Raw genomic sequence first — 17269 nt, forward strand, 5'->3', positions numbered from 1 at the left:
CGTCTGGCACACTCGAAGGGAGAGTGTGAGGTGAGGTGGATGGTGGAGCGGCGTCCGGTGAAACCGGCCGACCTGATGGGCATGGCCGCGGCGGCCGGTCAGGAGGCGCGGCTGGTGGCGGCCCGGCGGAAGCTTGCGAACATCCGGCTGACCGATGAGGAACGCCGGGTGTGTATCGACGAGCTGGCCGAGCAGTTCGCGGTCGGGCGGCTGGACGAACTCGAGCTGCACCGGCGGGTCGACCTGATGAATGAGGCGGTCACGCACGCGGACCTGCAACCGATCTTCCAGGGCCTGCCGGCACCGTCGATGTACCTGCCCCGCCCCAAACAACCCGGCCGCTGGCGCTGGGCAGTGTTCGTCGGTGCGGTGTGGACGGCGGTGCCGTTCGTGCTGCTCGGGCTGATCTTCCTGGTCTTCGGCCGCGAGATCGCCGCCGCCGTCTTCGGCCTCCCCGCCCTCGCCTGGTCCCTCATCGCCTACCGCTGGGCCTCCCAGCCCCGCCGCGAGCAATCCAAGCGCTAACGTCCGAAGGACACGCGCACGACGTCAGCGAGTCTTCGGACGCTAGGTCAGACGATGCGGGTGCCGCCGTCGAGGTGCAGGTCGATGGCGTTGGCGGCGCCGTTGCGCAGCAGGAAGTCGGTCGCGTCGACGACCTCGGCGGTCGACGTCACGCGGCCGGTAGGGGTCCGGGCGGTCACCATCGCGAGGTCGCGCTCGCGCCAGGCCGGGCTGTCGCCGACGACACCCGGGTGCAGCGCGTTCACGCGGACGGGAGCCAGTTCGACGGCCAGCGTGCGCATCACGCCGGAGACGGCGCTGTTGGTCGCGGTGATCATCGTCGAGCCCGGGTAGGGACGCACCGCGCCGAGTCCACCGAACAACACGATCGATGCGCCCGGGCGGAAGCGGTCGTGCAGGACGCGGGCGACCTCGGTGTACCCGACCAGCTTCACGGTCGACGCCTTGATCGCGTCCTCGATGCTGAAGGGCTTCACGGTGTTACCGGACTGCTCGATCGCGGTGATCACCAGGTGGTCCAGCTCGCCGACCTCGGCCAGCGCCTTCTCGATCGTCTCCGGTGCGGTCAGGTCGATGGCCAGTCCTTGGGCCCCGAGCTCGGCCGCCACCTCGTCGGCGCGTTCCGCGGACCGGCTGGTGACCGTGACGTTGTCACCGCGCTCCACGAAGTGCCGGGCGATCTCGCGCCCCAGCCCACCACTGCCACCGACGACCAGAACAGCTGACATGTCCGCCACTCCCTAGAAGTTGAAACTTCATCTAGAGCCTAGCTCACGCGCCGAGCGTCGACTCCCGCGGGACGAGCTGTGCCGGAAGCTCCAGTACGCCGTGATGCGGGTTGCCCGCGATCGCATCCAGGAGCAGGTGTGCGGCCCGGCGGCCGAGCTCCTCGAGGCGCAGGTCCACTGAGGTGAGTGGCGGCCGGCTGGCCAGAGCCATCACCGGCCAGTTGTCGTACCCGGTGACAGCAATCTCAGCCGGTACGGCGCGACCTAGCTCGCGGAGGCGGTCGCAGACACCGCGGGCGATCTGGTCACTGCCACAGCTGATCGCATCGATGCCAGGGTGAGTGCGGAGAACCAGATCGGTGGCTTGACGACCCCACTGCTCGCTCCACTCGCCGAAGAGCGGCTCACAGGCCAGAGTGCTCCGCACAGCCTGGGCGCGCTCGACCGCCGAGCGGTGGTCGGCCGGTCCGGTGATGTGGGCGATCTGAGTGCGGCCGAGGCTTGCGAGATGAGTGGTCGCGGCAGCGGCGCCAGTTGCGTCGTCGACGATCACTGAGGCGTCGGCCGGATCGGTAGACGCAGCCAGCGCATAGACAACCGGCAGCGGTACGTCGATCGGCGGGCGCGGCTCGGTACGGCGCCCCGTCACCACGATCCCGTCGACCCCACGCGCGACCAGTGACCGCAGATAGCTCTGCTCACGGAGCGGATCGTCGCGGGTGTCGCACAGCACGGTCGCCAGCTCACCAGCGCTCAGCACGTCCTCGACGCCACGCATGATCGGGATGCTGAAGCGCCCCGAGCTGTCTGTGGTCAGCAGGGCAACCGTGAACGTGCGGCCGGACGACAAGGCGCGGCCGCGGACGTCCGGTGTGAAGCCGAGCTGAGCCGCAGCACGCCGTACCCGCTCGCGTGTTTCCTGGCTGAGCTGACCAGTGTTGTTGAGCGCCTTCGAGGCCGTTCCGGCCGAGACTCCGGCCAAGGCCGCGACATCCGTGATCCGTATCGCCGGGCGCTTCATGGGGTTACTCTAGCAGTGCGGAAAACGTATTCTGTTTTTCCGTGCTGGTGTGATCGTCCGCCCCCGAATCACCCGAAAGCAGGCCGTGCCATGACCTTTCCGAAGGGACTCCCGCGCCGTGAATTCCTCGGTGTCACGCTCGCCGCGGCGGCTGCCATGAGCGCCGTCGAACCGTCCGCAGCCGAAGCCGCCCGACCCCTCGGCCCACCGGCCGGTCGCGGTGGTTACTACGTTCCGCAGCGCGCGCCGCTGCGCCCCGTGCCGTTCCAGAAGCTTCCACCGGGTGCCATCGAGCCACGTGGCTGGCTGAAGCAGCAGTTGCAGCTCCAGGTCAACGGCCTCAACGGCCGGTACGACGAGATCTCCGACTTTCTCGTCTACGACACCAATGGCTGGGTCGACCGGACCAAGGACGCCTGGGAGGAGCTGCCCTACTGGCTGCGCGGCTTCGGTGATCTCGGCTACGTCACCGGAGACACCGGCGTACTGACCAGAGCGCAGCGGTGGATCGACGGCATCCTGCGCACGCAGGCTGCTGACGGCTGGTTCGGTCCGGACCGGTTGCGGACATCACTGGAAGGCGGACCGGACTTCTGGCCGGGGATGCCGCTGCTGGGGGCGATCCGGTCCTGGCATGAGTACTCCGGCGACCAACGCGTCATACCGTTCATGACGAAGTACCTGCGGTTCCAGAACCAGCAGCCGGCCGAGGTGTTCAACCGGTCGTGGGGTGCGTTCCGTTGGGGTGACAACATCGACAGCGCCTACTGGCTCTACAACCGGACCGGTGAGTCCTGGCTGCTCGATCTGGTCAACAAGATGCACTCTGGTTCAGCTGACTATGTGAACGGCATTCCGACCTGGCACAACGTCAACCTGGCCCAGGGGTTCCGAGAGCCCTTGCAGTACTGGCTTCTGTCGGGCAACGAGCAGCACCGCGCGGCGACGTACCGGAACTACGACACGGTGATGGGGCAGTACGGGCAGTTCCCGGGCGGTGGGTTCGCGGGGGACGAGAACTCGCGGCCCGGGTTCGGTGATCCACGGCAGGGGTTCGAGACCTGCGGGATCGTCGAGCTGATGCACAGCTTCGAGATGCTGTCCCGCTTCACCGGTGAGACCGTGTGGGCCGACCGGTGTGAGGAGCTGGCGTTCAACTCGCTCACGGCGTCGTACGACCCGCAGCAGCAGGTGATGCACTACATCACCTGTGCGAACAGTGTGGAGCTCGACGACACCATCAAGCATGGGCAGTTCCAGAACGGTTTCGCGATGCTGGCTTACAAGTACGGCATCCACCAGTACCGGTGCTGCCCGCACAACTACGGCATGGGCTGGCCGTACTACGCGCAGGAGCTCTGGCTGGCCACCACCGACAACGGACTGGCTGCCTCGCTCTACGCGGCCAGCAAGGTGACTGCGAAGGTGGGTGGCGGTGAGACCGTCAGCATCGAGCAGGACACGGAGTACCCGTTCGGCGACACCATCAACTTCACTGTGCAGGGCACGTCTCGTTTCCCCTTGTATTTAAGGATCCCTGGCTGGGCTGACGAGTTCTCGGTCGCCGTCAACGGTGAGCGCTCCCGTGTGCGCGCCGAGGGCGGCTGGATCAAGCTCGACCGCGCATGGCGGTCCGGAGACCGCATCCGGCTGGTGCTGCCGATGCAGGTCACCACTCGCGAGTGGGCGGACAACAACGACTCGGTCACGGTCGACCGTGGTCCGCTGACCTACTCACTGGCCATTGACGAACGCTACGAACAGATCGGCGGTACGGCGGACTGGCCGGAGCTCGCAGTCCATCCGGAGTCCGCGTGGAACTACGGGCTGGTCGCCGGCTCGCCCTTCAAGGTCGTACGACGTCGTACCGCGGCCGGTGCGGACCCGTTCACCCGTGAGGGCGTGCCGCTGACGTTGACCACGCAGGCGCGGCGCATCCCGCAGTGGGAGACCGACAGCGAGAACGTGGTCGGCCTCCTCCAGCCCAGCCCCGCCCAAACGACCTCGGCACTCGAGACAGTCACCCTGATCCCCATGGGCGCCGCCCGCCTCCGCATCACCGCCTTCCCGCAAGCCACCACCACCGGCACGCCCTGGAAACGCCGTACCCGGATCACTGCCTCGCACGTCTTCGACGGCGACTCACTCGAAGCAGCCGACGACGGTCGTCTCCCGTCCTCCTCAGCAGACACGTCCATTCCGCGCTTCACCTGGTGGGACCGGCGCGGTTCGACGGAGTGGATCCAGTACGACCTCCGCGAGGTCCGCGACCTGCACCAAGTCTCGGCGTACTGGTTCGACGACACCGGCTTCGGCCAGTGCCGAGTCCCAGCCTCCTGGCGCGTCCTCTGGCTGGACGGCTCAACCTGGCGCCCAGTCACCAACCCCACCCCGTATGGCATAGACCGCGACCGCCTGAACACCACCACGTTCACACCCGTGCGGGCGCAGTACCTCCGAGTGGAAGCAGTCCTGCGCCCGACATTCTCTGGAGGCCTCTTGCACCTCGCCTTCGGGTGAGAATGTCCCGGTGGGGACTACAGCACTGGAGCTCGCGGTTCTGGCGCACCTGGAGCACGGTGACCTGATCTGTGCCCAACTAGCCCGCCGGACCGGTGCGTCGGAGAGCGCCGTACAACGCCTCCTCGACGACCTGGTGTCCGACGGGCTGGTCACCGCCCTGCCAGACGACCGCGAGCCAACCAGCCACCACCTAACGCACCGCGGAGCCGCACGCCTGCTGCGGCTCCGCACCTTCTCCGAGCAACAAGCCGCCAACGACTGGAAACAGCAAGCCCCTCCTGTTCACGAAGGTGAGACCCGGCAGACGTGGGCGTCGGCTGACCCCAGGCGAGCGGCCCTGGAGCATGCTCTGCTGAGAGAGCTGGAGCACGGCCGTCGCACGCGGGACGAACTGATGGCGCACGTCAGGACGTCTCCTGGTGTCCTGCGGCCGGCTCTGGAGGCCTTGTTGGCCTGGGAGTGCGTGAGCGTGCGCCACCACGACAACCTGCCGGACACCTACCACCTCACCGCAGTCGGTCGTAGCCGGATCCAGTTCGTCCGCTCGATGCTCGCCACCCCGGACGGCCGAGCCGGCAAGCTGAGGTTCGTCGCCCTCCAACAACTCCCACCACCCTCACCGCCCGAGCCGCCCCGTCCGGTGGATGAGGTACCGCGACGGCGATGGTTCCACTCCTGGATGCCCCGCAACCGCTGACGCACTCTGCACCTTTTGACATTGAGGTGGAGCTGCTCCGGACCCTTGGTCTGCGCGAGGATGGGCGTCTGGGGCTACGGAGGGAATCGGGTGGGGAACTCGGCGCTGGAGTTTGCGGTGTTGGCGCATCTGGAGGGGGCGGAGCTGGTTCAGGCCGAGCTGGCAAGGCGGTCTGGGGTGTCGGAGACGGCAGTGCAGCTGGTGCTCGATCCGTTGGTGGCGCGGGGGTTGGTGCGTCGTCAGCCGCAGGGGGCTGAGCCGGCGACGTTCCGGTTGACGATGACTGGCGTGAAGCGGCTGAAGGGCCACCGTGAGTACTCCGAGGCGCGGGCCGGGCGCGAGTGGCGCAAGCCGTCGGCAGAACCGGAGAAGCCCCGACCGGTCACCTGGACCCGGGCGGGGGAGACACCACCCCGGCAGGAAGGGAAACCGTCGCTGGCGCAGGCGTTGGTCGAGCAGTTGGAGCACGCTGTGCTGACCGAGGCCGAGCTGGTACGGCGAACCGGTGCGCCGGCGAACGACGTACAGGCGGTTCTCGACGAGCTGGTCGCGGAAACCTTCGTCGACCGCTTGGAGCAAGACGGCCTGGCGACCGAGTACGAGTTGACTGAAGCTGGGTTAGGGCGGCTGAAGCTGGTCCGGGAGCTCGCCGGGTCGCCGATGAGCGTGATGCTGCAGGTGCTGGGCCCGGCGGCCATGGAGGCGGTGCAGGGCCGCCGCAGTCCGGCCGCCAAGGTTCGCAAGTCGAGGCAGCGGCTGAGTAACGACGAGCGGGCCGCGTGCTCGACCGCGCTGGCTGAGCAGTTCGGGTTCGGGCGGATCGACATCGCCGAGCTGCATCGCCGTACCGACCTGTTGTTGGCTGCGACCACACGCAACGACCTCGGCGCAGTGTTCGAGGGCCTACCGCACCCGGTGCTCGACCAGGCGTCGGCGGGGAGGCCCGCACCCGGGTGGCGGTCGGGGGCCGCGGGCTGCACGTCCATCGTGTCGGTGTTCTTCGGGCTGATGGGGTTGGCGCTGATCAACGGCCACGACGACGTCGACGATGTCGTGTTCGGCCTGGTGCTGGTCGGCGGAGCGGTGGTGTGGAACTACCTGGTCTGGTCCTGGGCTCGCCGCAGGGTGAATTAGCCTGGGGGCGTGGAGCCTGTGTTGCGGTTGGCGGTGCGGGAGGACAGCGCCGCGGTGGCCGAGTTGGGGCGAGCGTCGGTGCTGGAGTTGTTTCCGGCGTTCCATGACGCTGTCGAGACGGCCAGTGCGGCGAAGCACATCACCACGCTGGATCCGGCGCTGATCGACGACGGCACGTACTACGTGCACGAGGTTGGTGGCGAGATCGTGGCGTGTGGCGGGTGGAGCCGTCGCAACAAGCTGTTCAACGCCAGTACGGCGGGCGCCGACGAGCGACTGCTGGACCCGGCGACCGAACCGGCGCGGATCCGGGCGATGTTCGTGCGGAGCGACTGGACACGGCGCGGACTGGCGCGGGCGATCCTGACCGCCTGCACGGACGCTGCGCGGGCCGAGGGGTTCACCCGGCTCGCACTGATGGCGACACTGCCCGGTGTGCCGCTGTACAAGGCTTTTGGGTTCGTCGAGGTGGGGACTGCCGAGCTGCCGATGCCGGACGGCGTGAAGCTGGCCGGCGTGGCCATGGAACGATCGATCGAGGAGAACTGAATGACTGCAGGCACAACCGTCACCGCCCCCGACGGCACTGAGGTTGTACTCGGTGAGATCGGGACCAGCGTCCTGCTGAAGAACGACCGCGTCCGCGTGTGGGAGGTTTCGCTCGCTCCGGGACAGGCGCAGGCCTGGCACCTGCACCACAACCCGTACGTCGTCCTGTGCCTCTCCACGTCCCCTTGCCACATGGACTGGTTGGACGGCAGCGCGGCACGCGAGCTGAGCGAGACTGTGGGCGGTTCGGTCTACCGACCGGTGTCACCGGTCCACATGCTCACGAACGACGGCGATGCGCCGTACCTGAACCGTCTGATCGAGCTACTGGACCTGGGTGAGGAAGCCTCGGGCGAGCCGTACACAGCAGTGGACACCGCCGACGCCGGGTTCGACGAGGTGGGTGAGGTCCCCACCAAGGTCGTGGTCGACGAGGACGACGTACGGGTGCAGCACGTCACCCCGGACGCTGGGGAGTCCTACACCTGGCACACCGGCGCCTACCCGGCGCTGGTGGTCGACCTAGACCTGGCGAACCCGGACGTGATCTACCTCGAGCCTGGCGAGAGCTACACGCTCCCCGCCAAGCCCGAGCGCACGTCCGGCTTCAACCTGGTCGAGCTGCGCTACTACAGCAACGCGCGCACCTGATCCCCGTCACGCGCAGCCAGCACTGCGGCCGTGTCGATCAGTCTGAGATCGGCCTCCCGCAGTCTGGCCTTCACCAGCGGTACCTGCGGAGCGATAGCACTCAGCTCGTGCACCCCTAGAGCAGCGAGGATGACGGCGGCCTGCGGGTTGCTGGCCAGGTCACCACACACTCCCACCGGTACGCCGGCGTTGCGGACCACGTGATCGACCAGCTGCAGCACGGCCGGGTCCAGCGCGTCCGCCAGCGCAGCGACGGCCGGATTCGTCCGGTCGGTCGCGGTGACGTACTGCGTGAGGTCGTTCGTGCCGATGCTGACGAAGTCCAGGTCCGCGGTCAGCGTGGCCACCCGCAGTGCCGCTGCGGGCACCTCGATCATGATGCCGACCTTCAGGCCGTCCGGGCGCGGTCCGAGCTCGTCCAGCGCCCAGGCGACCTCGTCGGCGGTCGTGACCATCGGGAACATCACGTGCACGGGGATCTCGGCCGCGATCTGCCGGACCGCCTCCAGCTGGTCACGGAGCAGCTCTGGCCGCCGCCGGAAGGCTCGCAGCCCGCGCTCGCCGAGGAACGGGTTGTCCTCGTGGTCCAGCGGCATGAACGGCAGCGGCTTGTCGCCGCCGACATCCCAGGTGCGGATCGTGATCGGCTTGCCGGGCAGCGCCGCGGCCACCGCCCGGAACGCCTCGACCTGCTCGGCGACGGTCGGCGCCGTACGGCGTTCTCCGAACAGCAGCTCGGTTCGCACCAGCCCGGATCCGTCCGCGCCCCGCACCGCGAGCGCGTCCTGCACCGTTCCGACGTTCACCAGCACCGCCACCGTGCGGCCGTCGATGGTCACCGCAGGCAGCTCCGCCTCGATGGCGGCCTGCTCCTGCTCAGCCTCGCGCTCGGCGATCGTCGCCCGGACGCGCTCCACATCGGGCTCGATCTCGAAGGAGCCCTTGCGGGCATCGAACGCAACCACAGCGCCGGCCGGCACGTCCACATCGCCGATCCCGGTGATCAAGGGGATCCCGCGCGACCGAGCAACGATCACACCGTGCCCAGTAGCCCCGGCTGCCCGCACCGCAACGCCCGCGAACCGCTTGCCGTCCAGCATCGCCGCAGTCGCCGCATCCAGCTCCGGTACGACGAGGATGGCGGGCTGGTCGGCTTCGACCTCGATCGGGCTGTCCTCGGTGGTGCCCGTCAGGTGCCGCAACACCCGATCACGCACCGCCCGAACGTCCTGTGCGCGCTCCCGCTGGTACGCATCGTGCAGCGCCTCGAACCGCTCCGCGAGCCGGTCGAACACCAGCTGCCAGACATTGACCGCCGACGCCCCGCGGACCAGGACCTCGCGAATCTCCTTCAGCTGCTGGCGATCGGTCAGCAACGCCAGCTGTGCCTCGAAGATCCCCGCCAGGTCCGGACTCGCGTCGCGCAGCCTCCGCAGCTCCGTGGCGACCGCCTCTACCGCTGCTTCCAGCCGCTCCGGCTCGTTGTCACCGGCAACATATCCGCTGACGTCGACGAGGCCGCTGGCCAGCACGGCAGGACCGAACGCTACGTCCAGTCCGGACCCACCGTGGTCCCCTTCGCCCGGCGTTCCCAGGCGCTTCGGGAAGCGGGCAGGCTCGTCATCCCCGAAGTTCTCGGTGGCCAGATCCTGGATCGCGGCCAGCGCCGCATCCGCCTCCGGGCCCTCCGCAGTGAAGCGCAGCAGATGTCCGCGGATCGCGTTCAGCGTCGCAACCATGCTGAGACTGCCCGCGTCCACCGGCCCGTGATCGGTGTCGATATCAGTCACCGTGACCCGGGCGTCGAAGGTGTTCACCAGCCCGACGAGCCGCGCCGCCGGCCGCGCGTGCAGACCGTGTTGGTTGCTTACGACAACTTCAACACTCTGCCCGGATTCGACCGTAGTACTGGATTCCGGAGCGGGGCTGTCGCCGAGGTGTTCCTGCTTCCCCACCAACCCGCGCTCAGCCTCAGCAGCAACCGCGTCCAGTGACGCGCCGGTCGACGCGGTCACAACCGCCGCCACCAGCCCCTCGACCAATGGTGCACTCGTCAACCGCACCCGCTCAGCAAGCGACGGATCGACAAACTCCAGCGCCAGCTCCGCACTCAGCACCGCACTGCCCAGATCGACCAGCACCAGTACGCCGTCCGCTGACGCCGCCGTCGCGATCGCCTCGGAGACCGCCACCGCATCCGTACCGAACGTCGTCTCATCAAGCCCAGCCGCCACCGCGATCACCGGCCGCTTGCCCTCAGCAACCATCTCGGTGGCCAGTCCGACAGCCGCTGTCGCCAGCGCGTGGCTGTGCGAAACCACCACGATCCCGATCATGCGAGCGTCCGGGCGGCCGACTCGAGCAGCAGGGTGGTCGACGTGGCGCCCGGATCCTGGTGACCGACGCTCCGCTCACCCAGATAACTCGCGCGCCCCTTCCGCGCCTCGAGCGGCACGGTCGCATCGCGCCCCTTCGCCGCAGCCTCGGCAGCAGCGCCGAGCGCCGCCGCAAGGCCATCCCCGACGGCTGCGTCATACGCGTCGAGGGCAGGCGCCCAGGCGTCGTACATGGTCTTGTCGCCCAGTTCGGCTTTGCCGCGGGCAAGAATCCCGCCGACACCGGCCCGCAGCCCCGCACCGATCGCTTCGGGAGTCACCTCTGCCCCGGCGAGCGCCGTACCGAAGCGCAGGAAGAACGTGCCGTACAACGGTCCGCTCGCCCCACCGACCTTGCTGACCAACGTCATCCCCACCTTCTTCAGCAACTCGTCGACCGATGTGAACGAGGTCTCGTCCAGCATCGCCACCACTGCCGCGAACCCACGATCCATGTTCGCGCCGTGATCCGCATCCCCGATCGCCGAGTCGAGCTCTGTGAGGTACGCCGCATTCTCGTGCAGCACCCGCGAGGAATCCCGCAACCAGTCGGTGAATTGATCGATCATGCGCCCCACCGTAGGCCGGGAGTGTTGACCGGCGCGTCCCAGAGGCGGACGAGTTCGTCGTCGACCTTGAGCAGCGTCACCGAGCAGCCGGCCATCTCCAGGGAGGTGATGTAGTTGCCGACCAGCGAGCGGGCGACGGTGATCCCGGCGCGCTCCAGGAGCTGAGCCACCTCGTTGTACATCAGGTACAGCTCGAGCAACGGCGTACCGCCCAGGCCGTTGACGAAGGCAATGACCGAATCGCCTTGCGTATAAGGAAGATCGGACAGCACGGGATCGACGAGCAGTGCGGCGACCTCGCGGGCCGGTGCCAGCGGCAACCGTTGGCGGCCGGGCTCGCCGTGGATGCCGATGCCGACCTCCATCTCGTTCTCGGCCAGGTCGAACGTCGGCTTGCCCGCGGCCGGGACCGTGCACGACGTCAGTGCCATCCCCATGCTGCGGCCGTTGTCGTTGACCTTCAGAGCCAGGTCCGCGACCTCCCGCAGCGAGCGCCCTTCCTCGGCGGCCGCACCAACGATCTTCTCGAGCAACACGGTGACGCCGACGCCACGACGGCCGGCCGTGTACAGACTGTCCTGGACGGCGACATCGTCGTTCGTCACCACCGACAGCACCTCGGTGCCGGCCTCGGCGGCCGCGAGCTCGGCAGCCATCTCGAAGTTCATCACGTCGCCGGTGTAGTTCTTCACGATGTGCAGTACGCCGGCGCCCGCGTCGACCGCCTTCGTCGCCGCCATCATCTGGTCCGGCACCGGCGAGGTGAACACCTCACCCGCACACGCGGCGTCCAGCATCCCGAGCCCGACGAATCCGCCGTGCAGCGGCTCGTGCCCGGACCCACCTCCGGAGATCAGCCCGACCTTCCCCGGTCGCGGCGCCTCCTTCCGGTAGACGATCCGGTTCTCATGGTCCACCCGCAGGCGGTCCGGGTGCGCCGCAGCCATCCCGAGCAGCGCTTCACTCACAACATCGGCAGGGTCGTTGATGAGCTTCTTCATGCCCCCCATCTGAGCACACGCTCGCCCGGAACGGGAGACCCCGGAAATCAGGCGGCCTCGACCTCGGAGAGTAGGGGAATGGTGCGGATCGATCGGCTGAACGTCAGGAGAACGGAACCCACCGCGAGCAGGCCGCCGAAGATCAGCAACGCGGTCCGGGCGCCCAGCGTCCCGAGGAAGACCCCACCGAGGAACGGCGCCAGCGGCGCCGCGCCGTTGGACATGAACATGAACGCGCTCTGCGCCCGCCCCTGCAGCCCATCGGGCGTGATCAGCATCTGATAGCCGAACAGGCCGGAGTTCAGAGCCGGCAGCAGGAAGACCGCGAACGCCGGCAGCACGATCAGTACGGCGGTCCGCGTGGTCGCCGCGGTCGCGGCGAACGCGACGGTGATGATCCAGGAACCGGCCAGCGTGATTCTTCCGGTGCTGTACCTCGCCAGCAGCCGAGGTGCAGCGAATGCGCCCGCCAGCCCGCCGATCCCCATCGCGGTCTCCAGGAGTCCGATCACCGGAGCGTGCACACCGCGCTGCTGCATGCTGAGGATCAGCACCAGGATCGTGCCGTTCGCAGCGAAGTTGAGCAGGGTCGCCACCACGGCGATCGTGCGCAGATCACGGTGCTGGAAGAGCCAGGCCAGTCCGGTACGGATCGCCTTCAGCATCGGCTCGTGCTTGCCGCCCTCAGGCTTGGTGGCCGGCAACGGGTGCCGGATGGTCGTCAGCATGATCGCCATCACCAGGTACGAGACCGCGTCGGCCGCGATCGGGATCACCCGGCCGATCGAGTAGAGCAGGCCACCAAGGGGTGCGCCGGTCAGGGCCGCGACGTTCTGCCGACCGTGCGCGGTGGCGAGCGCCGTACTGATGTCCTCCGGGGCGACGATCTGCCGGAGCGCAGCGGTCTCGGCGGGCATGAACAGGCTGTAGCCGGCGCCGTTGACCAGCGCGACTGTCATCAGGTGTGGAAGCGTCAGATGGTCCAGCCACCCGGCAACGGCCACCGAGCCGAACAACGCCGTACCGAGGAAGCTGTAGCCGATCAGGATCTTGCGCCGGCTCCACCGGTCGGCCAGCGCCCCACCGGGTAATGCGGCCAGCAGCGAGCCGAGAGAGGCCGCCGTACCGACGAGACCGGCTTGGACCGGCGAACCGGTGATGGCGAGGCCGAGCAGCGTGAAGACGAACCCGCTCATGGCCGAACCGAGAGAGCTGACCGTCTGACCGGTCAGCAGCTTCAGGTAGTCCCCGTTGTGAAACAGCCCCCGCGTAGACATAGCCGTGAGGCTATGCCCGGCGGGGGCCGGTGAGCAGGCCCAGAGGTCTGCACCTTCGTGCAATTAATCCTTGGGGCGCAGCAGCGGGCGGACGACCTCGCGGGCGTCGTGGATCCGGGACTTGACCGTGCCCAAGGGGGCGCCGACCTCGGCCGCGATCTCCTCGTAGGACAGCCCGTAGACGTCGCGCAGCACCAGCGGGGTCACCATCTGCGGACGGTCGCGTTCGAGCGTCTCCAGAGCCTCCAGGAGGTCCAGACGGGTACCGGCGATCACGCTCGTGGTGCGCGGGTCCGGCTTCTCCATCGTCTCCGGGTTGTGCGCGGCCTGAGCGGTGCGCTTCAGCTTGCGGTACGTCGAGCGGGCCGAGTTGGCCGCCACCGAGTGCACCCAGGTCGAGAAGCTGCTCCGGCCCGAGAACGAGTTGATCTTGGTGGCGATGTTGAGCAGCGCCTCCTGGGCCGCGTCCTCGGCGTCGGCCGAATACGGCAGGACGCTGCGGCAGATCCGCAGCACGCGGGGGTGGACCAGCCGGAGCAGGTCGTCCATCGCGTTCTTGTCGCCGGCCTGGGCCTGCTCGGCCAGCGTGGCGAGCTCGTCGGTCGGGCTGGTGCTCTCGCTCATCTGCGCCTTTACTGTCTCGGCCCCGGTCAGGGACTCTCCGTACTACATAATGCCTTGTATGGGGGTCCCAACCAGACTAGGCCGTTACGTCGTGCGCCGACGCCTGGGCTCAGGCGGTTTCGCTACGGTATGGCTCGCTCACGATGAGCAACTGGACGCCGAAGTGGCGATCAAGGTGCTCGCGGACAACTGGGGGCACGACGACACCGTGCGCCGCCGGTTCCTCGAGGAGGGCCGGTTCCTGCGCCGGGTCGAGTCCGAGCACGTCGTCCAGGTCCACGATGTGGGCGAACTGGAGGACGGCCGCCCGTTCCTGGTGCTCACGTACGCCGACCGCGGCACGCTCGCCGACCGGCTCAAGAAGGCGCCGCTGGCGCTCCCCGAGGCCGTGGACGTCGTCGTACAGGTCGGCCGCGGGCTCCAGGCGCTGCACCGGCGCGGCCTGCTGCACCGTGACGTGAAGCCGGCGAACGTGCTGTTCCGCAGCACCGACGATGACGGCGAGCGAGCGGTCCTGTCCGACCTCGGCCTCGGCAAGTCGCTCGACGAGGTGTCGAGAATCACGCTCCCCGGTGGCACTCCGTCGTACGTCGCCCCCGAGCAGGCGATGGGTGAGCGCCTCGACCAGCGCGCCGACCAGTACTCGCTGGGAGCCGTCGCGTACGCCGCTCTGACCGGCCGCTCGCCGCACCAGGTCGACGGCCTGGGTGCTGCCGGCCGGGTGACCGCTCCGCCGCCGCCGAGCTCCCTGGGCTTCGCGCTGCCGGACCAGATCGACGCTGCGATCGTGCGCGCTCTGGATCCCGACCGGACGAAGCGGTGGCCCGACGTCCCGACCTTCACCCGTGAGCTGGTCGGTGCGCTCGACGAGACCACTCACAGCTTCGTCGGCGGTTCGCGCGAGAGCATCACGATCGGCGACGAGACCGACGACGGCGAGGTCACCGCCCTCAGCGACGCGAACCAGCCCACCATCGTCAAGACCGGCGAGACGGCTGTCGCGGACGACGAGACGGCGGCTGCCGTGGACACCACGGCTCCCACCGAGACCAAGAAGCGCCCCAAGTCCAAGAAGGCCCGCACTGCCGAGGCCGAGGCTGAGACCGTGGCTGTCGAGTCGGCGCCCGCGTCGGAGGCCACCGAAGCCAGTACGGCGCCCGCCGAGCCCGCAGCCCTGATGACCGCCGTCCCCGCGAAACCGCGGAAGCGACGGCGAGCCCGCTGGGTGATTGCCGCCGTACTGGCTCTGGCGGTCGGCGGCGGCGCAGGCTTCGTGGGCCAGCGGTACCTTGCCGAGCGCCAGTTGGTCGCCGTGAACTACGGCGACTTCTCGCTCAGCGTGCCGCGCGGCTGGCTCAAGTCGGTCGCCAAGGATCCCTGGCAGCCCCCGGGCAGCAACGCGCAGCGTCCGGCCGTCCGGATCAGCGAACAGGCCGGCTGGGGATCAGGCGCCGGCATCTTCGTCGGTCGCACCGGCATCAAGGCTCAGCAGCTCAAGCTCAGCACCGACAGCAGCTTCCAGTGCACGAGCAAGGAAGAGCCGACCCCCTGGGGCGAGGGCGACGGTACGGTCCAGGAGCAGTTCTGGACAGGATGCGGTCCGAGCGGGGGTATGCTCCTCCAACGAGTCGTGGCCACGGGGAGCAACGACTCGTTGCTCATCCAGGTTCTGACGCCGGGTGACGACCGCGACCGCGCCAGGGAAATCGCCGGCTCGGTGCGGTCCACCGGCTGAGGCCACAGGGGGGATGAGCGCCCTGCCCGTATGTCGCTCGATGTTGTCTGAGGAAACCCCTGTGCGTATCGCCCCGGAACGGCTGCGTCCGTCCCCTGCCTTGATCCAGTCCACCCGTCGCCGCTTCTACCGGCTGCGGTCGTCGATCTTCCGCACCATCTGGCCGGCCGACTGCTGAGATCCAGGCCCGGCGGGTACCGCGTGGACCATGTTCGAAGGCTTCGACGAGTTCGACGTACCGATCTCCGACGGCACCATCCACGGCCGCCGGGCCGGCCACGGCCCGCCTGTCCTGCTCCTGCACGGATTCCCGCAGTCGCACGTGATGTGGCACCGGGTCGCGCCTGACCTGGCCCGCGAATTCACCGTGGTCGCGACCGACCTGGGTGGCTTCGGCGACAGCACCTGTTCAGCCGGCTTCTCCATGCGATCGCTGGCGCGTCAGCAGGTCGAGGTGATGCGCACCTTCGGGTACGACGAGTTCGCGGTCGTCGGCCATGACCGTGGCGCGCGATGTGCCTACCGGATGGCGCTCGACCACCCAGCCGTGGTCACGCGGCTCGCCGTACTGGACGTCGTACCGACTGGCGACGCGTTCGAGCGGGCCGACAAGGAATTCGCGCTGGGGTATTGGGTTTGGTCGTTCCTGGCGGCGCCTGCGCCGATCCCGGAGACCCTGATCGGCCGCGCGCCCGACGTCTTCGTCAACCATCTACTCGACAGCTGGGCGGCCACTGACGCGTTCCCGCCGGCGGTGCGGGCCGAGTACATCCGGCACTTCGAGGATCCGGCGACAGTGCACGCGATCTGCGAGGAATACCGAGCCGCCGCCACCACCGATGACGCCATGGACAGGGCAGACCGCGGCGTACGACGGATCAGTTGTCCCGTGCTCGCCCTCTGGGACCCAGCCGGCGCAGTAGCCAAGTGGTACGACGACCCCGTGGCCCTCTGGCAGCAATGGACCGACAACGTCACCGGCGGAACCATCAACGCCGGCCACTTCAGCCCCGAAGAAGCCCCGGCCGAGACCCTCGACCGCCTTCTCCCCTTCCTCCGCCCCTAAGACGGAGTCGCCGTGGTGTCCTCCCGTACGACGCTCGCGGAGGCGTGATCCAGGATGGCTTTCAAGGCCTTGGCGTCCTGCGGTAGCCCGGTGACGCCCAACTCGACCATCACGTTGCCGCTGTCGTCGGCGACCCAGCGGACCATCACGCGGCGCAGGATCGGCACGGACGCGAGGTTCTCCGGCGGCACCCACTCGTAGGTCAGCGTCGCCATGTGGCCGTCGTCGACCTTGGAGAGGTACCGGACCTGCTGACTCTTGACGAGCGGGTCCAGGTCGTGAATCTTCGCTGCCATCGAAGCCGAGGGCGGTCGGGTGATCGGGAAGCCGCCCTGCACCCGGAGGTAGCGCTTGGTGGTTTCGTTGAACCGCGCGGTGTCCTTCTCGGTCTGCGGGGTGTAGACCCAGCCGTCCGGGACCTTCAAGGAGATCTCCGACTCGTAGGTGCCCTGCACCTTGAAGGTCCGAGTCCGGTAGTTCAGGTCGTCGACAAGCAGCGGCTTGCTGTTGTCCGGTACGGGCGTTCGGGGGGCGACCGGCGTGGGCGTGGGGGTCGGCGTCGACACCAACGTGAGTTGGCCGAGTGGGGCCGGCGTGCCGGTGGCAGTGGTCGATCGGTCGGCGGCGGTCAGCCAGCCCACGCCGTACCCGCCGGCGCCGCCGACGGCGATCACCGCCACCAGACCGGACGCCAGCAATGCTGTCCCCCGACGTGCCATGCGTACCCCACCTCCCCAGGAACCCACCTACTGGAGAAGACCTCGGGACCTGGCTCAGGGTTGCTTCAGCCGGGT

Annotated in this window: 16 protein-coding genes and 2 pseudogenes; 8 read left to right on the forward strand and 10 right to left on the reverse strand. The window is 68.5% G+C overall.

Annotated features, from left to right (window positions below; translation table 11 throughout):
- The first annotated feature begins 39 nt into the window (after positions 1–39).
- Complete coding sequence (locus ACIA49_RS07415; protein ID WP_396376274.1) at positions 40–525, forward strand: DUF1707 domain-containing protein; 486 nt, start codon at positions 40–42, stop codon at positions 523–525.
- 47 nt (positions 526–572) lie between these two features.
- Here the strand turns inward: ACIA49_RS07415 and ACIA49_RS07420 are convergent, their stop codons facing one another.
- Both ACIA49_RS07420 and ACIA49_RS07425 read right to left on the reverse strand, forming a co-directional pair.
- Positions 573–1253: an SDR family oxidoreductase gene (locus tag ACIA49_RS07420; RefSeq protein WP_396376275.1), complete on the reverse strand. Its 681-nt coding sequence runs from the start codon at positions 1251–1253 to the stop codon at positions 573–575.
- A gap of 43 nt (positions 1254–1296) precedes the next feature.
- Positions 1297–2274: a LacI family DNA-binding transcriptional regulator gene (locus ACIA49_RS07425; RefSeq protein WP_396376276.1), complete on the reverse strand. Its 978-nt coding sequence runs from the start codon at positions 2272–2274 to the stop codon at positions 1297–1299.
- A gap of 90 nt (positions 2275–2364) precedes the next feature.
- Here ACIA49_RS07425 and ACIA49_RS07430 point away from each other — a divergent pair, with 90 nt between their 5' ends.
- The 5 genes from ACIA49_RS07430 to ACIA49_RS07450 all read left to right on the forward strand — a co-directional run bounded on the left by ACIA49_RS07430 (position 2365) and on the right by ACIA49_RS07450 (position 7828).
- Positions 2365–4794, forward strand: coding sequence for a beta-L-arabinofuranosidase domain-containing protein (locus ACIA49_RS07430; protein WP_396376277.1), 2430 nt, complete (start codon positions 2365–2367; stop codon positions 4792–4794).
- A 10-nt stretch (positions 4795–4804) separates the two neighbouring features.
- Positions 4805–5494 (forward strand): MarR family transcriptional regulator, encoded by a 690-nt coding sequence (locus tag ACIA49_RS07435; protein WP_396376278.1) that lies wholly within the window; start codon positions 4805–4807, stop codon positions 5492–5494.
- Positions 5495–5584: 90 nt separating this feature from the next.
- Complete coding sequence (locus tag ACIA49_RS07440; RefSeq protein ID WP_396376279.1) at positions 5585–6628, forward strand: DUF1707 domain-containing protein; 1044 nt, start codon at positions 5585–5587, stop codon at positions 6626–6628.
- A gap of 9 nt (positions 6629–6637) precedes the next feature.
- Positions 6638–7177 (forward strand): GNAT family N-acetyltransferase, encoded by a 540-nt coding sequence (locus tag ACIA49_RS07445; protein ID WP_396376280.1) that lies wholly within the window; start codon positions 6638–6640, stop codon positions 7175–7177.
- Positions 7178–7828: a hypothetical protein gene (locus tag ACIA49_RS07450; RefSeq protein ID WP_396376281.1), complete on the forward strand. Its 651-nt coding sequence runs from the start codon at positions 7178–7180 to the stop codon at positions 7826–7828.
- On the opposite strand, the gene ACIA49_RS07455 is transcribed toward ACIA49_RS07450, so the two are convergent.
- The 7 genes and pseudogenes from ACIA49_RS07455 to ACIA49_RS07485 form a co-directional block, all read right to left on the reverse strand.
- Positions 7807–9045: a putative PEP-binding protein gene (locus ACIA49_RS07455; protein WP_396377169.1), complete on the reverse strand. Its 1239-nt coding sequence runs from the start codon at positions 9043–9045 to the stop codon at positions 7807–7809. The genes ACIA49_RS07450 and ACIA49_RS07455 overlap by 22 nt on opposite strands.
- 30 nt (positions 9046–9075) lie before the next feature.
- Positions 9076–9702 (reverse strand): annotated as a pseudogene (locus tag ACIA49_RS07460) (HPr family phosphocarrier protein); the annotation flags it as partial.
- A 51-nt stretch (positions 9703–9753) separates the two neighbouring features.
- Positions 9754–10164: pseudogene (dhaM, locus tag ACIA49_RS07465) on the reverse strand (dihydroxyacetone kinase phosphoryl donor subunit DhaM); the annotation flags it as partial.
- A complete protein-coding gene (gene dhaL, locus ACIA49_RS07470; RefSeq protein ID WP_396376282.1) occupies positions 10161–10772 on the reverse strand; it encodes a dihydroxyacetone kinase subunit DhaL in 612 nt (203 codons plus the stop codon). The gene dhaL and the pseudogene dhaM, both read right to left, overlap by 4 nt.
- Positions 10769–11773 carry a dihydroxyacetone kinase subunit DhaK gene (gene dhaK, locus ACIA49_RS07475; protein WP_396376283.1) on the reverse strand — a complete coding sequence of 335 codons (1005 nt, stop codon included), beginning with the start codon at positions 11771–11773 and terminating at the stop codon, positions 10769–10771. The genes dhaL and dhaK overlap by 4 nt, the downstream gene beginning before the upstream one ends.
- 47 nt (positions 11774–11820) lie before the next feature.
- Entirely contained in the window at positions 11821–13050 is a 1230-nt protein-coding gene (locus tag ACIA49_RS07480) for an MFS transporter (protein ID WP_396376284.1), read from the reverse strand.
- A gap of 63 nt (positions 13051–13113) precedes the next feature.
- On the reverse strand, positions 13114–13674 hold the full coding sequence (locus ACIA49_RS07485) for an RNA polymerase sigma factor (RefSeq protein ID WP_396376285.1): 561 nt from the start codon (positions 13672–13674) through the stop codon (positions 13114–13116).
- Between the two features lie 58 nt (positions 13675–13732).
- Between ACIA49_RS07485 and ACIA49_RS07490 the strand changes: the two genes are divergently transcribed.
- Together ACIA49_RS07490 and ACIA49_RS07495 are read left to right on the forward strand one after the other, a co-directional pair.
- Positions 13733–15409, forward strand: a complete 1677-nt coding sequence (locus ACIA49_RS07490) for a protein kinase (RefSeq protein WP_396376286.1) — start codon at positions 13733–13735, stop codon at positions 15407–15409.
- A 208-nt stretch (positions 15410–15617) separates the two neighbouring features.
- The gene (locus ACIA49_RS07495; RefSeq protein WP_396376287.1) at positions 15618–16475 is read left to right on the forward strand and encodes an alpha/beta fold hydrolase; all 858 of its coding nucleotides are present in this window, start codon (positions 15618–15620) and stop codon (positions 16473–16475) included.
- Here ACIA49_RS07495 and ACIA49_RS07500 read toward each other — a convergent pair.
- Positions 16472–17194 carry a hypothetical protein gene (locus ACIA49_RS07500; protein ID WP_396376288.1) on the reverse strand — a complete coding sequence of 241 codons (723 nt, stop codon included), beginning with the start codon at positions 17192–17194 and terminating at the stop codon, positions 16472–16474. The two genes, ACIA49_RS07495 and ACIA49_RS07500, sit on opposite strands and share 4 nt — an antisense overlap.
- Between the last annotated feature and the right edge of the window lie 75 nt (positions 17195–17269).

The organism is Kribbella sp. NPDC051587 (assembly GCF_044453945.1).
Taxonomy (GTDB): Bacteria; Actinomycetota; Actinomycetes; order Propionibacteriales; family Kribbellaceae; genus Kribbella.

Bases quoted from the DNA above. Each gene is read 5' to 3' on its own strand.
- dhaL (WP_396376282.1), bottom strand. From the start codon at position 10,772: ATGATCGATCAATTCACCGACTGGTTGCGGGATTCCTCGCGGGTGCTG.
- ACIA49_RS07425 (WP_396376276.1), bottom strand. From the start codon at position 2,274: ATGAAGCGCCCGGCGATACGGATCACGGATGTCGCGGCCTTGGCCGGA.
- ACIA49_RS07430 (WP_396376277.1), top strand. From the start codon at position 2,365: ATGACCTTTCCGAAGGGACTCCCGCGCCGTGAATTCCTCGGTGTCACG.
- dhaK (WP_396376283.1), bottom strand. From the start codon at position 11,773: ATGAAGAAGCTCATCAACGACCCTGCCGATGTTGTGAGTGAAGCGCTG.
- ACIA49_RS07450 (WP_396376281.1), top strand. From the start codon at position 7,178: ATGACTGCAGGCACAACCGTCACCGCCCCCGACGGCACTGAGGTTGTA.
- ACIA49_RS07415 (WP_396376274.1), top strand. From the start codon at position 40: ATGGTGGAGCGGCGTCCGGTGAAACCGGCCGACCTGATGGGCATGGCC.
- ACIA49_RS07485 (WP_396376285.1), bottom strand. From the start codon at position 13,674: ATGAGCGAGAGCACCAGCCCGACCGACGAGCTCGCCACGCTGGCCGAG.
- ACIA49_RS07500 (WP_396376288.1), bottom strand. From the start codon at position 17,194: ATGGCACGTCGGGGGACAGCATTGCTGGCGTCCGGTCTGGTGGCGGTG.
- ACIA49_RS07480 (WP_396376284.1), bottom strand. From the start codon at position 13,050: ATGTCTACGCGGGGGCTGTTTCACAACGGGGACTACCTGAAGCTGCTG.
- ACIA49_RS07420 (WP_396376275.1), bottom strand. From the start codon at position 1,253: ATGTCAGCTGTTCTGGTCGTCGGTGGCAGTGGTGGGCTGGGGCGCGAG.
- ACIA49_RS07490 (WP_396376286.1), top strand. From the start codon at position 13,733: ATGGGGGTCCCAACCAGACTAGGCCGTTACGTCGTGCGCCGACGCCTG.
- ACIA49_RS07495 (WP_396376287.1), top strand. From the start codon at position 15,618: ATGTTCGAAGGCTTCGACGAGTTCGACGTACCGATCTCCGACGGCACC.